At 68.2% G+C, this 17,852-nt stretch carries 19 protein-coding genes and 2 tRNA genes; 7 read left to right on the forward strand and 14 right to left on the reverse strand.

What is annotated here, in order from left to right; translation table 11 throughout:
- The coding region (locus tag QOC69_RS09215) for a DUF3515 family protein (protein ID WP_526438638.1) at nucleotides 1-153 on the forward strand (153 nt) is incomplete at its 5' end.
- Here the strand turns inward: QOC69_RS09215 and QOC69_RS09220 are convergent.
- The 3 genes from QOC69_RS09220 to QOC69_RS09230 all read right to left on the reverse strand — a co-directional run bounded on the left by QOC69_RS09220 (nucleotide 150) and on the right by QOC69_RS09230 (nucleotide 3,429).
- Nucleotides 150-1,253, reverse strand: a complete 1,104-nt coding sequence (locus QOC69_RS09220) for a D-alanine--D-alanine ligase family protein (protein WP_526438604.1) — start codon at nucleotides 1,251-1,253, stop codon at nucleotides 150-152. The two genes, QOC69_RS09215 and QOC69_RS09220, sit on opposite strands and share 4 nt — an antisense overlap.
- Before the next feature lie 83 nt (nucleotides 1,254-1,336).
- Entirely contained in the window at nucleotides 1,337-2,446 is a 1,110-nt protein-coding gene (locus QOC69_RS09225) for a cystathionine gamma-lyase (protein WP_526438606.1), read from the reverse strand.
- A 2-nt stretch (nucleotides 2,447-2,448) separates the two neighbouring features.
- Nucleotides 2,449-3,429 carry an NAD(P)H-dependent glycerol-3-phosphate dehydrogenase gene (locus QOC69_RS09230; protein WP_526438640.1) on the reverse strand — a complete coding sequence of 327 codons (981 nt, stop codon included), beginning with the start codon at nucleotides 3,427-3,429 and terminating at the stop codon, nucleotides 2,449-2,451.
- Nucleotides 3,430-3,503: 74 nt separating this feature from the next.
- Between QOC69_RS09230 and cofC the strand changes: the two genes are divergently transcribed.
- From cofC to mutT1, 3 genes are read left to right on the forward strand one after another with little or no spacing between them, the layout of a single operon-like run.
- Nucleotides 3,504-4,187, forward strand: a complete 684-nt coding sequence (cofC, locus tag QOC69_RS09235; RefSeq protein WP_526438608.1) for a 2-phospho-L-lactate guanylyltransferase — start codon at nucleotides 3,504-3,506, stop codon at nucleotides 4,185-4,187.
- Between the two features lie 57 nt (nucleotides 4,188-4,244).
- Nucleotides 4,245-6,410 carry an RNA degradosome polyphosphate kinase gene (locus tag QOC69_RS09240; RefSeq protein ID WP_526438610.1) on the forward strand — a complete coding sequence of 722 codons (2,166 nt, stop codon included), beginning with the start codon at nucleotides 4,245-4,247 and terminating at the stop codon, nucleotides 6,408-6,410.
- A 59-nt stretch (nucleotides 6,411-6,469) separates the two neighbouring features.
- Nucleotides 6,470-7,390: an 8-oxo-(d)GTP phosphatase MutT1 gene (gene mutT1 / locus QOC69_RS09245; protein ID WP_526438612.1), complete on the forward strand. Its 921-nt coding sequence runs from the start codon at nucleotides 6,470-6,472 to the stop codon at nucleotides 7,388-7,390.
- An 81-nt stretch (nucleotides 7,391-7,471) separates the two neighbouring features.
- Here the strand turns inward: mutT1 and QOC69_RS09250 are convergent, their stop codons facing one another.
- The 3 genes from QOC69_RS09250 to leuC form a co-directional block, all read right to left on the reverse strand.
- A complete protein-coding gene (locus QOC69_RS09250; RefSeq protein ID WP_526438614.1) occupies nucleotides 7,472-8,023 on the reverse strand; it encodes an HU family DNA-binding protein in 552 nt (183 codons plus the stop codon).
- A gap of 203 nt (nucleotides 8,024-8,226) precedes the next feature.
- On the reverse strand, nucleotides 8,227-8,820 hold the full coding sequence (leuD, locus tag QOC69_RS09255; RefSeq protein WP_526438616.1) for a 3-isopropylmalate dehydratase small subunit: 594 nt from the start codon (nucleotides 8,818-8,820) through the stop codon (nucleotides 8,227-8,229).
- Nucleotides 8,821-8,829: 9 nt separating this feature from the next.
- Nucleotides 8,830-10,269 carry a 3-isopropylmalate dehydratase large subunit gene (leuC, locus tag QOC69_RS09260; RefSeq protein WP_526438618.1) on the reverse strand — a complete coding sequence of 480 codons (1,440 nt, stop codon included), beginning with the start codon at nucleotides 10,267-10,269 and terminating at the stop codon, nucleotides 8,830-8,832.
- 75 nt (nucleotides 10,270-10,344) lie between these two features.
- Here leuC and QOC69_RS09265 point away from each other — a divergent pair, with 75 nt between their 5' ends.
- Complete coding sequence (locus tag QOC69_RS09265) at nucleotides 10,345-11,046, forward strand: IclR family transcriptional regulator (protein ID WP_526438620.1); 702 nt, start codon at nucleotides 10,345-10,347, stop codon at nucleotides 11,044-11,046.
- Between the two features lie 97 nt (nucleotides 11,047-11,143).
- Here the strand turns inward: QOC69_RS09265 and QOC69_RS09270 are convergent.
- From QOC69_RS09270 to QOC69_RS09285, 4 genes are all read right to left on the reverse strand, one after another.
- Nucleotides 11,144-11,219: transfer RNA gene (locus QOC69_RS09270), tRNA-Glu, on the reverse strand.
- A 59-nt stretch (nucleotides 11,220-11,278) separates the two neighbouring features.
- Nucleotides 11,279-11,353, reverse strand: a tRNA-Gln gene (locus tag QOC69_RS09275).
- 118 nt (nucleotides 11,354-11,471) lie between these two features.
- Nucleotides 11,472-12,941, reverse strand: coding sequence for a glutamate--tRNA ligase (gene gltX / locus QOC69_RS09280; protein ID WP_526438622.1), 1,470 nt, complete (start codon nucleotides 12,939-12,941; stop codon nucleotides 11,472-11,474).
- Complete coding sequence (locus QOC69_RS09285) at nucleotides 12,941-13,720, reverse strand: fumarylacetoacetate hydrolase family protein (protein WP_526438624.1); 780 nt, start codon at nucleotides 13,718-13,720, stop codon at nucleotides 12,941-12,943. The genes gltX and QOC69_RS09285 overlap by 1 nt, the downstream gene beginning before the upstream one ends.
- Nucleotides 13,721-13,837: 117 nt before the next feature.
- On the opposite strand from QOC69_RS09285, the gene QOC69_RS09290 reads away from it, so the two are divergent.
- Entirely contained in the window at nucleotides 13,838-15,046 is a 1,209-nt protein-coding gene (locus QOC69_RS09290) for an MFS transporter (RefSeq protein WP_526438626.1), read from the forward strand.
- Here the strand turns inward: QOC69_RS09290 and QOC69_RS09295 are convergent.
- Both QOC69_RS09295 and QOC69_RS09300 read right to left on the reverse strand, forming a co-directional pair.
- Nucleotides 15,035-15,703 carry a hypothetical protein gene (locus QOC69_RS09295; RefSeq protein WP_526438628.1) on the reverse strand — a complete coding sequence of 223 codons (669 nt, stop codon included), beginning with the start codon at nucleotides 15,701-15,703 and terminating at the stop codon, nucleotides 15,035-15,037. The genes QOC69_RS09290 and QOC69_RS09295 overlap by 12 nt on opposite strands.
- Nucleotides 15,673-16,110 carry a MarR family winged helix-turn-helix transcriptional regulator gene (locus tag QOC69_RS09300; protein WP_526438630.1) on the reverse strand — a complete coding sequence of 146 codons (438 nt, stop codon included), beginning with the start codon at nucleotides 16,108-16,110 and terminating at the stop codon, nucleotides 15,673-15,675. Before QOC69_RS09300 ends, QOC69_RS09295 begins: the two co-directional genes overlap by 31 nt.
- A 64-nt stretch (nucleotides 16,111-16,174) precedes the next feature.
- Here QOC69_RS09300 and QOC69_RS09305 point away from each other — a divergent pair, with 64 nt between their 5' ends.
- Nucleotides 16,175-16,498: a putative quinol monooxygenase gene (locus QOC69_RS09305; protein WP_526438632.1), complete on the forward strand. Its 324-nt coding sequence runs from the start codon at nucleotides 16,175-16,177 to the stop codon at nucleotides 16,496-16,498.
- Between the two features lie 3 nt (nucleotides 16,499-16,501).
- Here QOC69_RS09305 and QOC69_RS09310 read toward each other — a convergent pair whose 3' ends face one another.
- Nucleotides 16,502-17,512, reverse strand: coding sequence for a 3-isopropylmalate dehydrogenase (locus tag QOC69_RS09310; RefSeq protein ID WP_526438634.1), 1,011 nt, complete (start codon nucleotides 17,510-17,512; stop codon nucleotides 16,502-16,504).
- Nucleotides 17,509-17,852 (reverse strand): ACT domain-containing protein (locus QOC69_RS09315; protein ID WP_526438636.1); only part of this gene is annotated, 344 nt, incomplete at its 5' end. The genes QOC69_RS09315 and QOC69_RS09310, both read right to left, overlap by 4 nt.

The raw sequence follows: 17,852 nt of genomic DNA on the forward strand, positions 1-17,852 counted from the left end.
GAAGGGCGCAGCACCTGGATCACCGTGGACCGGCCGGTGTACATCGGGCTGACGTTGCCCGACGGGTCTGGGCCGACGCCGATTCAGCTGATCTCCGAGGCGGTGGCCAAGGCGATGCCCGCAGTGGCGGTCAATCCCGGCCCGGTCCGCTAACGCAGGCCGGTACCCCGCGCCACCGCAGTGTCGACCATCGTCGCAAGCAGCGTCGGGTAGTCCATCCCGCTGGCAGCCCACATTCGCGGGTACATCGAGATGGTGGTGAAGCCGGGCATCGTGTTGATCTCGTTGATCACCGGCCCGTTCTCGGTCAGGAAGAAGTCCACCCGGGCCAGGCCCTGGCAGTCGATGGCGCGGAACGCACGGATCGCCAGTTGGCGCACGGCGTCGGCGATTTCGTCGTCGATCTTGGCTGGGACGTCGAGTTCCGCTGCGTCCTCGAGGTATTTGGTGGCGAAGTCGTAGAACGCGTCCTCGCGGCCGCGTACCCCGGCCACCCTGATCTCGCCGACGGTGCTGGCTTCGACTGTGCCGTCAGGGAATTCGAGCACGCCGCACTCGAGTTCGCGGCCCGGCACGGCGGCTTCGACGATCACCTTCGGATCGTGCCGACGAGCCAGTTCGACCGCCGACGGCAGCTGATCCCACGCCACCACCCGACTGACGCCGATCGACGAGCCGCCGCGGGCGGGCTTGACGAACACCGGCAGACCGAGCCGCTCGCGATCCTCGAGTTCCAGCGTGTCGTGATGCGCCCGCAGCACCACCTGATCGCCGATCGGCAGGCCCTCCGCCGCGAGCAGCTTCTTGGTGAACTCCTTGTCCATGCCCGCCGCGCTGGCGAGCACCCCCGCGCCGACGTAGGGCACGCCGGCGAGCTCGAGCAGCCCCTGGACGGTGCCGTCCTCGCCGTACGGGCCGTGCAGGACGGGGAAGACGACGTCGACGGCGGCCAGGAGCTCACCGGGACCCTTGTCCAGCGATATCAGTTGCCCGCCACGCCGCGGGTCGGCGGGCAGCGCCAGCGCGGTACCCGACGTGCCGCTCACCTCAGGTAGGTGGCCGTCGGTGATGGCGAGTGTCTCGGGTCGCGCGTCGGTGAGCATCCAGGAGCCCTCGGGGGTGATACCGACGGCGACCACTTCGAACCGCTCCGGATCGAGGTTGCGCAGGATGCTGCCGGCGGAGACGCACGAGATGGCGTGTTCGGAGCTGCGTCCGCCGTAGACGACGGCGACGCGTATGCGGGCAGTCACAACCTAGAGAGGCTACCGCCCTGGCCGGATCGCGCAGCGCACCCACCGCTGACCAGGGATTTCACCGGGCGGTGGCCGAGACGTCATCGTCCACCGAGGGCCCGATCGATGTCGGTGAGCAGGTCGTCGGTGTCCTCGATGCCCAGCGAGATGCGGGCGAACCCGTCGGCGACCGGATCGCCCCAGCGGGCCCGCCTGTCGACCGAGGTGTGGATGCCACCGAAGCTGGTGGCCGCGACCAGCAGCGCACTGCGTTCCACCAACGCGTGCACGGCCGCCGCGTCGGCGAGTTCCACGCTCACCAGGCCGCCGAAGCGCTTCATCTGCCGGCAGGCGACGTCGTGGGCGGGGTCGTCGGGCAGCCCCGGGTACCGCACCGATCGCACCGCGGGATGGTCGCGCAACATCAGCGCGACCGCCTGGGCGTTCTGGCACTGCCGCTCGAAGCGCAGCCCCGCACTGCCCAGGCTGCGCAGCGCCAACCACGCCTCGAACGGGCCGAGGACGGCGCCGGCCAGCAGCCGCTCGCGTTCGACGGCGGCCATCAACTCGGGGTGGCTGCCCGCGACGTAGCCGGCGACGACGTCGCTATGGCCGGACAACCCCTTCGTCGCGCTGGCCACGACCAGGTCCGCACCCAGCGAAAGGGGTTGCTGGCCCAACGGGGTCGGCGCGGTGTTGTCGACGACCAGGGTGGCGCCGCGGCGTCGGCAGATCAGCCCAAGCTGGTGCAGGTCGACCACGTCAAGCGTCGGGTTCACCGGCGTCTCGGCCAGCACCACCTGCGCGCCGGCAGCGGCCTCGCACATCTGCGCCGCATCCGCTTCGATTACCGTAACACCCTGTGGTGCAAGGCTTTCCGCGGCGTAGCTGCGCACCTGGTAGTAGCCGTCGGAAGGTACGACGAGCGTCGTTCCCGGTCGGACCAGAACCCGCAACGCCGACGTGATGGCGGCCATGCCGGAGCCGAACGTCAGCGCTGAGGTGGCACCCTCGAGTTCGGCCAATGCCGACTCCAGCTGCCGCCAAACGGGATTGGCGCTACGACCGTAGGTGTCCAGCGGCAGCGACTCGTCTGGTGAGAGGTGGTAGGCCGAGACCGGAACCAGCGGAGGCGCCACCGGCTGGCCCGGAATCCGTTGCGAGGCCGTGGCCTTCACACTGCGGGTGGAGTCCCCGTACTGGCCGTCCATGTCTACTCCGGTTTGGTGCTGCGCCCCAGCAGCAGCGCCACGGCTTCGTCGACCGACAAGCCCTTGTGGCAGACCCGGTTCACCGCGTCGGTCAGGGGCATCTCCACGTCGTAGCTGGAGGCGAGTGCCAGCACGGACTGGCACGATGTGACACCTTCGGCGACGTGGCCGCCCGCTGCCGCCAGGGCGGTCTCCATGGTCCCTCCCCTGCCCAGTCGCTCGCCGAATGCACGGTTGCGTGAACGCGGCGACGTGCACGTGGCGACCAGGTCGCCGACGCCGGCCAGGCCCGCGAGCGTGGCGGCCTTGGCGCCCAACGCGATTCCCAGCCGCATGATCTCGGCGAGACCGCGGGTGATGATCGCCGCAGCGGTGTTTTCCCCAAGGCCGACGCCCGCGGCCATGCCGCAGGCTAGGGCGATGACGTTCTTGCACGCGCCGCCGACCTCGGCACCCACCACGTCGGAGTTGGTGTAGGGCCGGAAGTATCCGGTGGAGAACGCGCGCTGAAGCGTGACGGCCCTGCCCGAGTCGGCGCACGCGACCACCGTGGCCGCCGGTTGCTCGTCGGCGATCTCGCTGGCGAGGTTCGGGCCGGTGACCACCGCGACCCGGTCCGGGCCCGCACCGGTCACCTGCATGATCACCTGGCTCATCCGCATGAGCGTGTTCAGTTCGATGCCCTTTGCCACGCTCACCAGCGTGGTGTCGCCGCCCACGTGGTCGCGCCATTGCTCGAGGTTGGTCCGCAGGGTCTGCGACGGCACGGCGAACAGCACGGTGCACGCACCGGCCAGCGCCGCTGCGGGGTCGCCGGTGGCCTGGACGGTCTTGGGAAGTTCCACGTCGCCCAGGTAGTTGCTATTGCGGTGAGTGTCGTTGATCTCGTCGGCCAACTCCGTGCGGCGCGCCCACAGCGTCACGTCATTGCCCGCATCGGCGAGCACCTTCGCCAGCGCCGTGCCCCATGCTCCAGCACCCATCACAGCCGCGACCACCACGGGTTCAAATCTAGCCTGGGCCGATCGCAGCCCGGCGGCTGGCAGGATGGACGGCCATGAGCGGCTACCCCGCCGGCGACCGACAGGACGTCGGGGTGATCATCGCGGTCAAGCGACTGGGCGCGGCCAAGACCCGGCTGGCGCCGGTTCTGTCGGCGGCGGGCAGGGAGAACATCGTGCTCGCCATGCTGGTCGACACCATCAGCGCCGCGTCGGCGGTGGCAGCGGTGCGCACGATCACCATCGTCACACCGGACGAGGTGGCCGCCGACACCGCGCGGGGGCTCGGTGCACACGTCGTCGCCGACCCCACCCCGGAGCACCACCCCGACCCGTTGAACAACGCGATCCTCACCGCCGCGGCGGCTGTCGGGGAGACCACGTCGAACATCGTTGTGTTGCAAGGCGATCTACCGGCGCTGCAGCCGCACGAACTGGCGGAGGCGATCGACGCCGCACGGGGCCACCAACGCAGCTTCGTCGGAGACCGGCACGGCACCGGCACGGCGGCATTGTTCGCCTTCGGCATCGGATCGGACACCGCGCTCGAGCCCTTATTCGGCCCCGATTCCACACGGCGCCACGCAGATTCGGGCGCCTTCGAGCTGGCCGAGGCGTGGCCCGGCCTACGTTGCGACATCGACACTGCCGAGGATCTATCCGCCGCTATGCGGCTCGGCGTCGGTCCGGCCACCACTCGCGCGGTCGGCACGATCGGGCTGACGGGAGTCGATCGGTGACCTCGGTGAGGAGCCGCGCCTAGCCTCGGGTGTCGCCGATAGGGAATGATCGTCGGTGTGACCGAAGCCGAGACCCGACCGGCCGACGCCGAGTGGGCGTCGGAGAGTACGGCGCCCGAGGCGCCACCTGCGGCGACCAGCGGTGAGATCGACCTCGCCTCGCCTGAAGCGCTGCCCGAGGATCGCTATCTCAATCGGGAACTCAGCTGGCTGGACTTCAACGCACGGGTGCTGGCGCTGGCGGCCGATCCGTCGCTGCCCCTGCTCGAGCGCGCCAAGTTCCTGGCGATCTTCGCCTCCAATCTCGACGAGTTCTACATGGTGCGGGTGGCCGGTCTCAAGCGCCGCGACGAGATGGGCTTGTCCGTCCGGTCGGCCGACGGCCTGTCACCCCGCGAGCAACTGCGCCGCATCGGCGAGCGCACCCAGCAGATCGCCACCCGGCACGCCAAGGTGTTCGGCGAACTCGTCCGTCCCGCGCTGGCCGACCAGGGCATCGTCATCGTCACGTGGAGCGAACTCGACGAGGCCGAACGGGCGCGGCTGTCCACCTACTTCCACGAGCAGGTGTTCCCCGTCCTGACACCGCTCGCCGTCGACCCGGCCCACCCGTTCCCGTTCGTGAGCGGGCTCAGCCTGAATCTCGCGGTCACCGTCAAACAACCCGAGGACGGCACCCAGCACTTCGCCCGAATCAAGGTGCCCGACAACGTCGACCGGTTCGTCGAACTCCGCGAGCGGGACGGCTTCGAGGGCGAAGTGCAGTTCCTGCCGATGGAGGAGCTGATCGCGGCCTTCCTGAACGTGCTCTTCCCCGGTCTGGAAGTCGTCGAGCACCACGCCTTCCGCATCACCCGCAACGCCGACTTCGAGGTCGAGGAGGACCGCGACGAGGATCTGCTGCAGGCGCTGGAACGCGAACTGGCGCGGCGGCGGTTCGGCTCGCCGGTCCGACTCGAGATCGCCGACGACATGACCGAGAACATGCTCGAGTTGTTGTTGCGCGAACTCGACGTCCACCCCGGTGACGTCATCGAGGTGTCGGGACTGCTCGACCTGTCGTCGCTGTGGCAGATCTACGGCGTCGACCGACCCGACCTCAAGGATCCGCCGTTCGTCCCCGCCACCCCGCCTGCCTTCGGTGAACGGGAGACGCCCAAGAGCATCTTTTCGACGCTCCGAGATGGTGATGTACTGGTGCACCATCCCTATGACTCCTTCTCTACGACGGTGCAGCGCTTCATCGAACAGGCCGCGGCGGATCCGAACGTGCTGGCGATCAAGCAGACGCTGTACCGGACGTCCGGTGACTCGCCGATCGTCAACGCGCTGATCGACGCCGCGGAGGCAGGCAAGCAGGTCGTCGCGCTGGTCGAGATCAAGGCCCGCTTCGACGAGCAGGCCAACATCAAGTGGGCACGCGCGCTGGAGCAGGCGGGCGTGCACGTGGTGTACGGGCTGATCGGGCTCAAGACCCACTGCAAGACGTGCCTGGTGGTGCGCCGCGAGGGTTCGACGATCCGGCGCTACTGCCACATCGGCACGGGCAACTACAACCCCAAGACCGCCCGACTGTACGAAGACGTCGGCCTGCTGACGGCATCGCCCGACATCGGCGCCGATCTCACCGACCTGTTCAACTCGCTGACGGGTTACTCGCGCAAGGTCTCCTACCGCAATCTGCTGGTGGCTCCGTACGGCGTCCGCAGGGGCATCGTCGAGCGCATCGAGCGCGAGATCGCCGCCAAACGGGACGGGGCCGATGCCGGAATCCGGCTCAAGGCCAACGCGCTGGTGGACGAGCAGGTCATCGACGCCCTCTACCGGGCGTCGCAGGCGGGCGTGCGGGTCGAGGTCGTGGTCCGCGGCATCTGCGCGCTACGCCCCGGCGCTCCTGGGTTCTCCGAGAACGTGGTCGTGCGGTCGATTCTGGGCCGTTTCCTGGAGCACTCGCGAATTATTCACTTCCGCGCCATCGACGAGTTCTGGATCGGAAGCGCCGACATGATGCACCGTAATCTCGACCGCCGCGTCGAGGTGATGGCACAGGTCAAGGATCCGCGGCTGACCGCGGCACTGAACGACGTGTTCGAGTCGGCCATGGATCCTTCGACCCGCTGCTGGGAGCTCGCCGCCGACGGTCACTGGACGGCGTCACCGCAAGACGGCCAGACCGTACGCGACCATCAAGTGTCGCTGATGGAACGGCACAGGTACCACTGACGACGACGCTGGCCGGCTCGACGGGGCACCCGGGCCCCGAATGACCTGCAGGAGTTGAGGTGCCCAAGAAGTCCGATCGACCCGCGACCACGGCGATTTTCGCCGCGGGCGCGGTGCTGTGGCGATACGCCGGGGAGTCCGACGCGACGGAAGTCGCCCTGGTGCACCGACCGCGCTACGACGACTGGTCACTGCCCAAGGGCAAGGTCGACCCCGGCGAAACCGAACCGGTCACCGCGGTGCGCGAGGTCGAAGAGGAGACCGGCTACGCCGCCAAGCTGGGACGGCGACTCGCGTCGGTCAGCTATCCCGTCGGGCAGGGCACCAAGAAGGTCCGGTACTGGGCGGCGCGCGCGCTGGGCGGCGAGTTCACCCCAGGCGACGAGGTCGACCAGCTGATCTGGTTGCCCGTCGCGGACGCGATGAAGTGCCTGCAGTATCCGCACGACCGAAAGGTGCTCCGCCGCTTCGCCAAACTGCCTGCCGATACGAAGACGGTGCTTATCGTCCGGCACGGCACCGCCGGCAGCAGGTCGCGGTACAAGGGTGACGACCGGACGCGGCCGCTCGACAAACGCGGGCGCGCGCAGGCCGAGTCACTGGTGGGCCTGCTGCTCGCGTTCGGCGCGACGGACCTCTACGCCACCCCCCGCACGCGGTGCCACCAAACGCTCGAACCACTGGCCGAGGAGCTGGGAGTGGCGATCCACGACGAGCCGCTGCTGACCGAGGAGGCCTACGCTGACGACCACCAGTCCGGCCGGCACCGCGTCCTCGAGATCGCGAAGACCGATGGCACACCGGTGATCTGCACCCAGGGCAAGGTGATCCCGGATCTCATCGCCTGGTGGTGCAACCGCGAGGGGGTGCGACCGGACAAGTCGCGCAACCGCAAGGGCAGCACGTGGGTGATGTCGCTGGACGGCGACAAGCTGGTGGCGGCCGATCACATCGACAGTCCACTGTCCGTGCGCCCCTAGCACTTCACACTGCACAAGGACACGCCGTGGACCTGGGGTCCACGGCGTGTCTTGTACCGGAACTGATTCCGGTAGTGCTGCTTACTTGCGGCCCTTCTTGGCCGGCGCCTTCTTGGCGGGCGCCTTGGTCGCCGCCTTCTTGGCCGGACCCTTGGTCGCGGCCTTCTTGACCGGAGCCTTCTTGGCGGGAGCCTTCTTCACTGCGGCCTTCTTGACCGGAGCGGCCTTCTTGACCGCAGCCTTCTTGGCCGGAGCCTTGGTCGCGGCCTTCTTGACCGCTTTCTTCACGGCCGTCTTCCGGGCCGGTGTCGCCGTTGCGCCACGCTTCACTGCAGGTCCTTCCGCCGGGAGACGCTGTGCGCCAGACACAACCGCCTTGAATTGAGCGCCCGGCCGGAACGCCGGTACAGAGGTGGGCTTCACCTTGACCGTCTCGCCAGTGCGCGGGTTGCGCGCGACACGGGCGGCGCGGCGGCGTTGTTCGAAAACGCCGAAGCCTGTGATGGTGACGCTGTCGCCCTTGTGGACGGCACGCACGATGGTGTCTACAACGTTTTCAACGGCGGCGGTTGCCTGCCGACGATCGGTGCCCAACTTGTCCGTGAGGACATCGATGAGCTCTGCCTTGTTCATGCAAAACCTCCGAAGCCAGTGGTCCGCCTTGGACCGACTAGAGGACACGGTAAACCTTCACACCGCTGATTTCCAAGAGCCACGCCGAATTTGGGGAGTAGCTGGTGGCCAATTGGGCAATCCGGTTGCCCCACACCGGCGGTGGTACGCGAGTCCTAAAACACGGTTGCTGGACCCGATTTCGGCCCCGCCGGGCCCCGTCGTCAGGCCGGCAGCGTGCGTGGTTTCCAGCTCGGCCGGTGCTGCTCGAAGGCCGTGATCTCATCCTGTTTCCGCAGCGTAAGGCCTATATCGTCGAGTCCCTCGACCAGTCGCCAGGCGGTGTAGTCGTCAATCTTGAACGGCAGCAGGACCGTTCCTGCGGCCACGGTCCGATCTTGTAGGTTCACAGTGATTTCCAGCCCCGGCTGCTGCTCGATCAGCTTCCACAGCAGTTCCACATCATCTTGCGCGACTTCGGCCGCGAGAAGTCCCGCCTTACCCGAATTGCCGCGGAAGATGTCGGCGAACCGCGACGAGATCACGACCCGGAAGCCGAAGTCCATGAGCGCCCACACCGCGTGTTCCCGCGACGAGCCGGTGCCGAAGTCCGGCCCGGCGACCAAGACCGAACCCCGGTCGAAGGGCGGGAGGTTCAGCACGAAGGACGGGTCGTTGCGCCACGCGGCGAACAGTCCGTCTTCGAAACCCGTTCGGGTGACCCGCTTCAGATACACCGCAGGGATGATCTGGTCGGTATCGACATTCGACCGGCGCAGCGGGACGCCGATCCCGGTGTGAGTGTGGAACGCATCCATGACGATCCCCTAACTATTCGAGGCGGCGGACAGGTCGGACGGAGAGGACAGGGTGCCGCGCACCGCGGTGGCGGCGGCGACGGCCGGCGAAACCAGATGGGTGCGGCCACCCTTGCCCTGCCTGCCCTCGAAATTTCGGTTGGACGTCGACGCGCAGCGCTCCCCCGGTGCGAGTTGGTCCGGGTTCATGCCGAGGCACATCGAGCAGCCGGCCTGGCGCCACTCCGCACCCGCCGCGGTGAAGGTCTCGCCCAGCCCTTCGGATTCGGCCTGCGCCCGGACCCGCATCGAGCCGGGCACCACCAGCATCCGCACGCCGTCGGCGACCTTGCGGTCGCGCAACACGTCAGCGACCACCCGCAGATCCTCGATCCGGCCGTTCGTGCAAGAGCCGACGAAGACGGTGTCCACCGCGATGTCCCGCATCGCGGTGCCCGGCGACAAGTCCATGTAGGCCAACGCCTTCTCGGCCGCCTGGCGGTCGCCCTCGTCGAATATCAGCTCGGGGTCCGGCACCGCATCACCCAGCGGCACACCCTGACCGGGGTTGGTCCCCCAGGTGACGAAGGGGGTCAGCGTGGCGGCGTCGAGGTAGACCTCGGTGTCGAATTCGGCTCCCTCATCGGTGCGCAACTGGCTCCACGCCTGCACTGCGGCGTCCCAATCCGCACCCTTCGGGGCGTGTGGACGGCCGCGCAGGAACTCGAACGTCGTCTCGTCCGGGCCGACCATCCCGGCACGGGCGCCCGCCTCGATGCTCATGTTGCAGATCGTCATCCGGCCCTCCATCGACAGCGATTCGATGGCGCTGCCGCGGTATTCGATGACGTACCCCTGCCCGCCGCCGGTGCCGATCTTTGCGATCACCGCGAGGATGACGTCCTTGGCGCTGACACCGGCGGGCAGCACGCCGTCGACATTGATGGCCATGGTCTTGAACGGCCGCAGCGGCAGGGTCTGGGTGGCGAGCACGTGCTCGACCTCCGAGGTGCCGATGCCCATCGCCAGTGCACCGAAGGCGCCGTGCGTCGAGGTGTGGCTGTCGCCGCACACCACGGTGGTGCCGGGTTGGGTCAGGCCCAGCTGCGGTCCGATGATGTGAACGATGCCCTGCTCGACGTCGCCCATCGGGTGCAGCCGGATGCCGAACTCTTCGCAGTTGCGCCGCAACGTCTCCACCTGAATGCGCGAGACCGGGTCCGCGATCGGCTTGTCGATGTCGATCGTCGGCACGTTGTGGTCCTCGGTGGCGATCGTGAGGTCCGGTCGTCGCACCGGTCGGCCGGCGAGCCGCAGCCCGTCGAAGGCCTGCGGACTGGTCACTTCGTGGACGAGGTGGAGGTCGATGTAGATCAGGTCCGGCTCGCGCGCGGTTCCATCGCCGGGTCCGGCGACCACGACGTGGTCGGCCCACACCTTCTCTGCCATGGTGCGTGGTTTGTCTGTCATGACGTACTCAATCCTTCGGGCGATCCGCAGGTGCCGGGCTGGCTATCTCACTATGCGGGAAGTTAGTATCTCCCTGTGAGACAGGATAGCGGTATCGGCGTGCTCGACAAAGCGGTGGGCTTGCTGCACTCGGTGGCCGAGTCGCCCTGCGGGCTGGCCGAACTGTGCGAGCGGACGGGTCTGCCGCGCGCGACGGCCCATCGCTTGGCCGCCGGACTGGAAACCCACCGGCTGCTGGCCCGCGACGCCGAGGGCCGCTGGCGCCTTGGCCCCGGGCTGACCGAGCTGGCGGGCCACGTCAACGACCCGCTTCTGGCCGCTGGCGCGGTGGTGCTGCCGCGGTTGCGCGAAATCACCGGGGAGAGCGTGCAGCTCTACCGTCGCGAAGGCACGTCACGGGTGTGCGTTGCCGCACTGGAGCCCCCCGCCGGGCTTCGGGACACCGTGCCGGTCGGTACCCGCCTGCCGATGACTGCGGGTTCGGGCGCCAAGGTGCTGCTGGCGTTCAGCGACGCCGGCACGCAGCAGGCGGTCCTGCCGTCGGCGAAGTTCACCGACCGGACGCTGGCCGAGGTGCGCAAGCGAGGCTGGGCGCAGAGTGCCGCCGAACGCGAACCCGGCGTGGCGAGTGTGTCCGCGCCGGTGCGGGACGGGCGTGGTGCGGTGATCGCGGCCGTGTCGGTGTCGGGCCCCATCGACCGCATGGGCCGGCGGCCCGGTGCGCGCTGGGCGGCCGATCTGCTGGCGGCGGCCGAGGCGCTGACGCGACGGCTCTGACGGGGTCCCCACCCGATGATCGACTCTGCAACGCAAGAGCGCCCGATTTCGATGTCGAAACGGGCGCTCTTTGCATCAGCTGACGCAGGACCGGATGTGGTAGCCCCGATGGGATTCGAACCCACGCTACCGCCGTGAGAGGGCGGCGTCCTAGGCCGCTAGACGACGGGGCCAGAACCAATCCGGTGAGCCAGCATAGCTCAGGAGAGAATGCTGACCTAATTCACATCGTTGGCTGGGGTACCAGGACTCGAACCTAGAATGGCGGTACCAGAAACCGCTGTGTTGCCAATTACACCATACCCCACGGGCCGCCTATAACCGCAGGTCACAGGCATTTTCCGGAGCGGTCATGCGATGGGGCGAGCCACCGCATGTCGTTCACGGGCCGACGTGCAGACTACCAAAGATTTCGGCGCCGATTTTCACGCCCCCGCGGCGTGGTCGCGTCCGGCGCGCAGCCGGCTCAGGCTGCGGTCGCGGCCGAGCAACTCGAGCGACTCGAACAGCGGCGGGCTGATCGAGGAGCCGGTGGCCGCCACTCGGATCGGCCCGAACGCCTTGCGGGGCTTGAGCTCGAGCGTGTCCAGCAGCACGGCCTTCAGGGCACCCTCGATCGCGGCCGTCGACCAGTCCCCGACCCCGTCGAGTGCCGCCAACGCCGCCTCGAGCACCGGGACGGCCTCGGCGCGCAGTTCCTTGGCCGCGGACTTCTCGTCGAGCGTGAACGCGGCGTCGTTGAGGAACTTCAACAGATCCCACGCATCGCCGAGCACGACGATGCGGGTCTGCACCAGCCTGGCGGCCTCGGCGAACCCGGCGTCGTCGAGTCCGGTGTCGTGCCCGTGTGCGGTGAAGTAGTCGCGCAGCCGTGCCGCGAAATCGTCTTCGGCCAGCAGCCGAATGTGCTCGGCGTTGATCGCGTCGGCCTTCTTCTGATCGAAGCGAGCCGGGTTGGAGTTGACGTCCTTGACGTCGAACGCGGCCACCATCTCGTCGAGGCTGAACACGTCGTGATCGTCGGCGATCCCCCAGCCCAACAGCGCCAGGTAGTTCAGCAGGCCCTCGGGGATGAACCCGCGGTCGCGGTGCAGGAAGAGATTCGACTGCGGGTCGCGCTTGGACAGCTTCTTGTTGCCATCGCCGAGAACGCTTGGCAGATGAGCGAATTCGGGGACCTGATCGGCGACACCGATCCGCATCAGTGCCTCGTACAGCGCGATCTGCCGCGGCGTCGAGGGCAGGATGTCCTCACCGCGCAGCACGTGGGTGATCTTCATCAACGCGTCGTCGACCGGGTTGACCAACGTGTACAACGGATCTCCGCTGCCGCGGGTGATGGCGAAGTCGGGCACCGTACCCGCGGCGAACGTCGTCGGCCCGCGCACCAGGTCGTTCCACGTCAGGTCGTGGTCTGGCATCCGCAGTCGTAGCACCGGCTTGCGGCCTTCGGCGGCGAACTGTGCGCGCTGGACGTCAGTCAGGGTGCGGTCGTAGTTGTCGTAGCCCAGCTTGGGATTGCGGCCGGCCGCGACGTGGCGGGCCTCGACCTCCTCGGCGGTCGAGTACGCCTCGTAGACCTCGCCCGCGTCGCGCAGCCGGGCCACGACGTCGCGGTAGAGCTCACTGCGTTCGGACTGCCGGTACGGCGCGTACGGGCCGCCGACCTCGGGCCCCTCGTCCCAGTCCAGGCCCAGCCAGCGCAGCGCATCCAGGATGGCGGCGTAACTCTCCGCGCTGTCGCGGGCGGCGTCGGTGTCCTCGATGCGGAACACGAAGGTGCCACCCGTGTGTCGGGCGTAGGCCCAGTTGAAGAGCGCCGTCCGCACCAACCCGACGTGCGGGGTGCCGGTGGGCGACGGACAGAAGCGCACCCGGACGTTTCGTTGCGTCATCATTTCTTCTTGCGCACAACGGGATTGGACAGAGTGCCGATGCCCTCGATGGTGACGCTCACGATGTCGCCGTCCTCGATCGGCCCAACGCCCTCGGGCGTGCCGGTCAGGATCAGGTCACCGGGAAGCAGCGTCATCACCGCCGAGGCCCACTCGATGATCGCGCCGATGTCGTGCAGCAGCAGCGCGGTGTTGCTGTGCTGGCGCAGTTCACCGTTGACCTCGGTGCGCAGGTCCAGCTCGGACGGGTCGATCTGGGTTTCGATCCACGGTCCGGTGGGGCAGAACGTGTCGTGGCCCTTGGCGCGCGTCCACTGCCCGTCCTGCTTCTGCTGATCCCGCGCCGAGACGTCGTTGGCGATGGTGTAGCCGAGGATGACCTCCGCGGCCTTGGCCGCAGGCACGTCCTTGCATGGCCGTTCGATGACCGCGGCCAGCTCGCCCTCGTGGTGCACCGGGTGGGCGTCGGCGGGCAACTGGATGGCCACGTTGGGGCCGATGATCGCGGTGTTGGGCTTGAGGAAGATGATCGGGTCCTCCGGCGGCTCGCCCCCCATCTCGCGGGCGTGCGCGGCGTAGTTCTTGCCCATGCACACCACCTTGGGCGCCAGGATCGGGGCGAGCAGGCGGACGTCGGCCAACTGCCAGGAGCGCCCCGTGAAGGTGGGATTGCGCGACAGGTACTGCTCCGCGATCTCACGGCAGATCTCTTTGTTCGGCTCGCCTTCGATACTGACGAAGGCGACGCCGTCGGGACTGGCAATTCGACCGAGACGCATTCATCACAGCCTAATGAGCGCCGAACACCATCGCGGCGGCACCCTAGCGATCACCGATTTCTCATATTTTGGGATTCGGGTTTAACATGTTGAGATCCCCGTGCCACCATGATCGGCATGACCAGCTGGACCATCGGCACCGCGCGCCGGTGGTCGATGCTGGTGATCGCGCTCACCGCGACCTTGTGCGCCAACGTGTTCATCAACGGCGTCGCCTTCCTGATTCCCACCCTGCACGCCGAGCGCGGTCTGGATCTGGCCGAGGCCGGCCTGATGTCGTCGCTGCCCAGCTTCGGCATGGTGGTCACCCTCATCGCCTGGGGTTACGTGGTCGACCGCGTCGGCGAACGCATCGTGCTGGCGCTTGGCTCCGCGCTGACGGCGGCGGCGGCGTTCGCGGCGTCCTGGTCGCACTCCCTCATCACCGTGGGAGTCTTCCTGTTCCTCGGCGGCATGGCGGCCGCCAGCAGCAACTCCGCGAGCGGCCGTCTCGTGGTCGGCTGGTTTCCACCGGACCAGCGCGGCCTGGTGATGGGCATCCGCCAGACCGCGCAGCCCCTGGGAGTCGGCCTCGGCGCGTTGGTGATTCCGCAGCTGGCCCAGGCATACGGTGTGGCGGTCGCCCTGCTCTTTCCTGCGATCGTCTGTGCGTTGGCCGCGGTGATCAGCGCGGTCGGCGTTCTTGATCCGCCGCGGCCGCCCCGCGGCGAGGCACACGCCGACGACCTGGCGAACCCGTACCGCGGCTCGTCGGTGTTGTGGCGCATTCACGCCGTGTCAGTACTGCTGGTCGTGCCCCAGTGCCTGGTCTGGACGTTCACGCTGGTGTGGCTGATGACCGACCGCGGGTGGTCGGCGGCTTCGGCGGGCGCGATGGTGACCTTCGCCCAGATCCTCGGTGCGGCAGGCAGGATCGCCGCGGGCCGGTGGTCGGACAAGGTGGGTTCGCGCCTGCACCCCGTCCGGACCATCGCGATCGGCGCGGCGATCGCGATGGGTCTGCTCGCGCTGACCGATCTGCTGCACTCACCGCTCAGCATCGCGGTGATGGTGGTCGCTTCCGTCATCACGGTTTCCGACAACGGCCTGGCGTTCACTGCGATCGCCGAGATCGCCGGCCCGTTCTGGAGCGGTCGCGCCCTTGGCACGCAGAACACCAGCCAACTACTCACCGCCGGCATCGTCCCGCCCGTGTTCGGCGCCCTGATCGCCGCGGCCGGGTTCCCGCTGGCGTTCGCGGTGTGCGCGCTGTTCCCATTGGTGGCACTGCCACTGGTGCCGGTCGACGCCGATCCCTTACGCGGGCCACCCGCCTCACCCGGCTGAGTTCTGGTCGAGAGGTCCAGTGCTGACGACCCGGGAGCGCGGCAGCACCAAGAGGGCGGCGGCAAGAAAGCAGAGTGCGCCGACGAAGGTGCCCAGATTGGCGAGGCCCTCGTCTGCGGTGGTCCCCGACATCCCGACGAACGCACCGACGGCACTGACGCCGAACGCGACGCAGCCGATCATGTTGACCCACTGCGCCTGCCAGTCCCGCGACTTCGGCAGCCAGACGCCGGTCCCTGCGGTGACGGCGATGATGCCCAGCGCACCACTGACCAGGAATGCGAGTGAACCGGTGGCGTCGGGTGCCCACACCAGCCGACGCTCGGTCAGCACCGCGTGCGCCCACACGGCGGTACCGGTGCTGACGTTGAACAGCACGGTCCCGGCGAACTGCGTAGCCGCCGAAAGCCATTCGGCGCTTCCCTCGGGACCCGAACGAACCAGCTGAATCCACGCCGCACTCGTGAAGAACCACGAGCCAACGAAGCACAGGGTGTTCGCAGCTACGGCTCCCGCGAGCCAGGCGAATCCGGGCGCCGTCGCGGTCGCGAAGAATGTCGATCCGATTGCGAACAGCCAGCATTGATGGGTCAATGTGACCGTCGCGGATAGCCGACTGCGCACGCCTACGGCGCCCGCTCGAGATTCTCGGCGCACTGGACCAGCATCGCGGCGAGCCGGTTGCGCTCCGGCTGCGTCAACCCTTCCACCATGGCCACGTCCACTGCGTCGACGGCGGCGTCACCGGCAGCCAGGCGCTTCAGGCCGGTGGCGGTCAGCGCGAGCGCGCGGGCCCGACCCCGCGGTGCCGCCGGCGCATCGGTGATCAGGCCGGCGGAGCGCAGGCCCGTCAGCAGATCCTGCAGGGACTGCCGGGTGACGAAACACCGCCGTGCCAGTTCCGAGGCGGACGCCTCGGGAAGGTCGGCCAGCGCGCGCAGTGCCGCGTACTGCGCCATCGACAACCCCGTCGGCCGCAACGCGGCGTCGCACCTGCGCCGCAGCGACTGCTGCACGCGCTTCATCAGGTATCCCGCCGAGTGTTCGGTTTCCATTGACCGCATGACAGGAACCTTACATTGCGCTATGGTTGAGTATGTACGGAACCTGACACGTGGGGAGAACGAAATGACCACCATCGAGCAACACGGACCGCACGCCACGCTGATCAACGTGTTCACCGTCGAACCAGAGCAGGCACCCGCGCTCGCCGCGCTGCTGAGCGACGCGACCGATGACGTAATGCGTCACCTACCGGGGTTCGTGTCGGCCAACATCCACGTCAGCACCGATGGGACGCGCGTCGTCAACTACGCACAGTGGGAGAGCTCCGAGGCCTTCGAGACGATGCTGGCCGATCCCACTGCGCGCGAACACATGGCAAAAGCCGCCGGCCTCGCGTCGGGCTTCGACCCGCACCTCTACACCGTCGAATCGGTGCACCAGCGCTAGGAGCTACAGCAGGCTGACGATCCTGGCGCCGACCTCCGTCGTCGACAGCTTCTCGTCGCCCCGGGTGGCCAGGTGCTCCTCTACCGCCTTGTCCACCCGCGCGGCGGCAGCGTCCTGCCCGACGTGCGCGAGCAGCAGCGCCACCGACATGATCGCGGCAGTGGGATCGGCGATGCCCTGCCCCGCGATGTCGGGCGCGCTGCCGTGCACCGGCTCGAACATCGACGGATTGGTCCTGGTCGCATCGATGTTGCCGCTTGCGGCCAGCCCGATACCACCGGAGACGGCCGCCGCGAGGTCGGTGATGATGTCGCCGAACAGGTTGTCGGTGACGATGACGTCGAAGCGGCCGGGGTCGGTGACCATGTGAATCGTCGCCGCGTCGATGTGCTGATAGGCCACTTCGACGCCGGGGAAGTCCACGCCGACCTCGGCGACGGTCCGCGACCACAGCGAGCCGGCGAAGGTCAGCACGTTGGTCTTGTGCACCAGCGTCAGGTGCTTGCGCCGCTTGGCCGCCCGCGCGAACGCGTCGCGTACGACGCGCTGCACGCCGAACGCGGTGTTCAGGCTCACCTCGGTGGCCACCTCGTGGGGCGTGCCGACGCGGATCGCGCCACCGGTGCCGGTGTACGGGCCCTCGGTGCCCTCGCGCACGACCACGAAGTCGATGGCGGGATTGCCTGCCAATGGGCTGTCGACACCCGGAAACAGCCGCGACGGACGCAGATTCACGTGATGGTCGAGCTCGAACCGCAACCGGAGCAGCAGCCCGCGCTCCAGCACACCGCTGGGCACCGACGGATCACCGATGGCGCCCAACAGGATCGCGTCGTGCCCACGCAGCTCGTCGACCAAGCCCTCGGGCAGCGTCTCCCCCGTCGCGTGGTAGCGCCGGGCACCAAGGTCGTACTCGGTCCGCTCGACCCCCGGTAGCAGGACGTCGAGCACCTTGAGCGCCTCGGCGATCACCTCGGGTCCGATGCCGTCTCCGGCGATGACTGCGAGCTTCACGACAGGTCCACCTCTTCCAGCGTCACGGCGCCGACGTCGGTGCCGATCGCGGCCAGCACGTCGGCGGCCACCTGACGGTCGATGCGCAGCATGATCGTCGCGCCAACACCGTCGGCGTCCTGACTGAGTTGGGCGGCAAGGATGTTGATGCCAGCACCGCCGAGCAGTGTGCCGATCTTGCCGAGCGCACCGGGCTGGTCGGCGTAGTTGATGATGAGGTTGACGCCCTCCGCGCGCAGATCCAGGTTGCGGCCGTTGATCTGGACGATCTTCTGCACCAGTTGCGGGCCCGACAGCGTGCCCGCAACGTTGACCGTCGCCCCGTCGGCCGACACCCCGC

This window comes from Mycobacterium sp. (genome assembly GCF_032162105.1).
GTDB lineage: Bacteria > Actinomycetota > Actinomycetes > Mycobacteriales > Mycobacteriaceae > Mycobacterium.

Coding starts and splice junctions, on each gene's coding strand:
- QOC69_RS09290 (WP_526438626.1), top strand. CDS start 13,838: ATGACCAGCTGGACCATCGGCACCGCGCGCCGGTGGTCGATGCTGGTG.
- QOC69_RS09300 (WP_526438630.1), bottom strand. CDS start 16,110: ATGCGGTCAATGGAAACCGAACACTCGGCGGGATACCTGATGAAGCGC.
- gltX (WP_526438622.1), bottom strand. CDS start 12,941: ATGACGCAACGAAACGTCCGGGTGCGCTTCTGTCCGTCGCCCACCGGC.
- QOC69_RS09250 (WP_526438614.1), bottom strand. CDS start 8,023: ATGAACAAGGCAGAGCTCATCGATGTCCTCACGGACAAGTTGGGCACC.
- cofC (WP_526438608.1), top strand. CDS start 3,504: ATGAGCGGCTACCCCGCCGGCGACCGACAGGACGTCGGGGTGATCATC.
- QOC69_RS09305 (WP_526438632.1), top strand. CDS start 16,175: ATGACCACCATCGAGCAACACGGACCGCACGCCACGCTGATCAACGTG.
- QOC69_RS09230 (WP_526438640.1), bottom strand. CDS start 3,429: ATGGGTGCTGGAGCATGGGGCACGGCGCTGGCGAAGGTGCTCGCCGAT.
- leuD (WP_526438616.1), bottom strand. CDS start 8,820: ATGGATGCGTTCCACACTCACACCGGGATCGGCGTCCCGCTGCGCCGG.
- QOC69_RS09225 (WP_526438606.1), bottom strand. CDS start 2,446: ATGGACGGCCAGTACGGGGACTCCACCCGCAGTGTGAAGGCCACGGCC.
- QOC69_RS09285 (WP_526438624.1), bottom strand. CDS start 13,720: ATGCGTCTCGGTCGAATTGCCAGTCCCGACGGCGTCGCCTTCGTCAGT.
- leuC (WP_526438618.1), bottom strand. CDS start 10,269: ATGACAGACAAACCACGCACCATGGCAGAGAAGGTGTGGGCCGACCAC.